This window comes from Streptomyces sp. NPDC051104, assembly GCF_040682835.1.
Taxonomy (GTDB): domain Bacteria; phylum Actinomycetota; class Actinomycetes; order Streptomycetales; family Streptomycetaceae; genus Streptomyces; species Streptomyces cynarae.
In genome coordinates this window covers 1-2,627 of record NZ_JBFBBS010000111.1, presented here as the reverse complement: position 1 = coordinate 2,627, position 2,627 = coordinate 1, and the positions used below count along the sequence as shown (strand labels likewise).

Sequence of the window (2,627 nt, the reverse complement as noted above, 5' to 3'; positions counted from 1 at the left end):
GGCGCTTCGCGCGCCGGTCAGCCGAGTGTCGCCTCCGGCTCGCCGCGGGTCGCGTCCCGGCTCCGCTGTGCCGGGGGCGTGGTCGGCCGTCGCGGCCGGCCCCGGCCGCAGGAGCGCGGGTCGCCGCGGTCGCGTACCGGCCAGAACAGGACGTACGCGGTGGAGACGGCCACGAAGCCCAGACGGATCAGACCGCGGGCGGAGTCGTCGGGCACGACGAACACACTGCCGTACAGCGTGAGCAGCGCGATCCAGCTCCACCAGGGGACGAGGCGCCGCTGGCCGATCACGTCCCACAACAGCGTGCCCAGCAGGACGGACGCGGTGTAGTACGTGTAGACGCTGGGGTCCAGCACGATCCGCGCGTTGGCGCCGAGCAGGACCACCGCGGCCCAGCGGCCGCGCCAGACGGCTATACAGCCGAGCGTCAGACCCACCACGGCCTGCGCGGGGCGGTCCCAGGGTGGTGTCTGGGGATCGCCGACGCCGAGCCAGCGCAGCGCGGACGCCGGCTGGTTCGGGATGGTGAAGTGCGCCGCCGCCATCGTGTGCGGGGAGCCGATGAAGAACGGCAGCCAGACGACCGCGACCAGGCTTGCGCACCACAGACCGGCCCGCAGCCACTGGTGTCTCGGCAGCGCGAGCAGCAGCGGCAGGAAGGCCAGCGCCGTCGGTTTGGAGTTCATGGCCAGGGCCATGAAGACGCCGGCCCCCGCCGCGTTGCCGAGGGTGACCGAGCGTACGGCCAGGGCGGTGAAGAACAGCGCCAGGACATCGTCGAGGTGCCCGAAGCGGACCGACACCTCGATCCACATGGGGATGAAGGCCAGGCCCGCGATCAGCACGCGCTGCCGCAGCCGCTGGTGGTTGGTCCCGGTGCCCCGGAAGTACCAGGCTGCGCTGCGTCCGGCGAGGACCAGGATCACCAGGCCGAGCGCGGACATCAGGGCAGCGGCCAGGAACTGTCCCACGCCGTCGGGGAACGGGTTGAACACACCCGCCACCAGGAAGCTGAGCGGGCCCATCTGGAGCTCGGGGTGGTGCGCGTACAGGTTGAGACCGCCGTCGCGTCCGGCGCCCTGATACAGCAGTTTCCCGCCCTGCTGCAGATAGTGCCAGGAGAACCCGCCGTGCCGCTCCACCACGGCGAACCAGACGATTGTCCAGGCGGCGAGCAGCACCAGGTGCACCCGCTGACTGATGACCGGCACGGCCCTTCCTTTCGGCTCCTGTCCCCTGCGACCGACCGGGAACGCCATGGTCCCCGAATGAAGATGATCGAAGCGGTCCGGGGGTTCGCTCCCTTCCGACATCCGCTCGCGAACTTGCGAAACGACGGGCGGGCAACGGGGCTCTCGCGGCGGGCCGAACCTTCGTCAGTCCACGCGGCGCCGGTCCTCGTCGTCCCACGCGCGGGTGTCCCGTGGCTCGGTGTACGGCTCCTGGTCGGGCGGAAGACCGCCGGCGATCGCCCGCTGCCGCGCGGTCTCCGCGTCGAACTCCAGGCCCAGCAGGATCGCCAGATTGCCCATCCACAGCCACACCAGGAAGACGATGACGCCCGCCATGGTGCCGTAGGTCTTGTTGTACGAGGAAAAGGCGGCGACGTAGACCGCGAACCCACCGGACGCGCCCATCCAGAGCACCAGCGCCAGCACGCTGCCCGGTGTGATCCACCTGAAGCCGTGGACCTTGGCGTTCGGCGTGGCCCAGTACAGGATCGCCAGCATGATCGTCACCAGGGCGACGAGGACGGGCCACTTGGCGATCGACCACACCATGAGCGCCGTGTGCCCGATGCCCAGTGCCGTGCCCACCTGGTGCGCCAGCCCGCCGGTGAACACCACGATCAGCGCGCTCGCCAGGGCCAGCAGCATGAGCACGACCGTGACCGCCAGCCGCAGGGGCAGGACCTTCCACAGGGGCCGGCCCTCGGGGATGTCGTAGACGGCGTTCGCGGTGCGGATGAACGCGCCGATGTAACCCGACGCCGACCACAGCGCCAGCGCCAGGCCCACGAACGCCATCACGGACCCGGCGCCGCTGTGTCCCTGCAACTGCGCCACGGCCCGGGTGATGATGTCCCGGGCCGCGCCCGGGGCGAACTGTTTGAGGTTGGCCAGCACCTTGTCGGTCGCCGACCGCCCGGCGATGTCCAGCAGGGACACCAGCACCAGCAGGGCCGGGAAGAGGGACAGCACCCCGTAGTAGGTCAGGGCCGCGGCCCGGTCGGTCAGTTCGTCGTTCCCGAACTCGCGGAGCGTGCCACTGAACACCGCCCACCACGAGCGCCGGGGCAACTCGGTCGGCGCCTCCGGGGCCCTGCGCTCCACTTCCGGGTCCGGCCCGGGCGGCGCGGCGGTGGAATCCGCGGCGGGCTCGGGGCGGCGGTCTGCCGCCCCCCGTCGGTGGCCATGACGTGCCCGGTGATCCTTGTCTTCCCTTTTCAGCAGCCGAGTCATGGTCGGCGGGTAACCCGACCGCGCCGGACCACTCCGCCGGCACGGCCGACGACAACTGTCGGACGCACCCTAGTAGTGCTTGGTCAGGTCCGTATGGGTGTGGGTATGTCGCGGTGGCAGGTGGGGCAGGCGCCGGTCCAGAGGGCGAGGAGTGTCTGTAGCTCG

General features: G+C 70.9%; 2 protein-coding genes. Both read right to left on the bottom strand.

Annotation, left to right across the window (positions count from 1 at the left end):
* Positions 1-17: 17 nt before the first annotated feature.
* Positions 18-1,211, bottom strand: a complete 1,194-nt coding sequence (locus tag AB0N14_RS39775) for a hypothetical protein (RefSeq protein ID WP_366030561.1) — start codon at positions 1,209-1,211, stop codon at positions 18-20.
* 165 nt (positions 1,212-1,376) lie between these two features.
* Positions 1,377-2,462, bottom strand: a complete 1,086-nt coding sequence (locus tag AB0N14_RS39770; RefSeq protein ID WP_366030560.1) for a YihY/virulence factor BrkB family protein — start codon at positions 2,460-2,462, stop codon at positions 1,377-1,379.
* Positions 2,463-2,627: the final 165 nt, after the last annotated feature.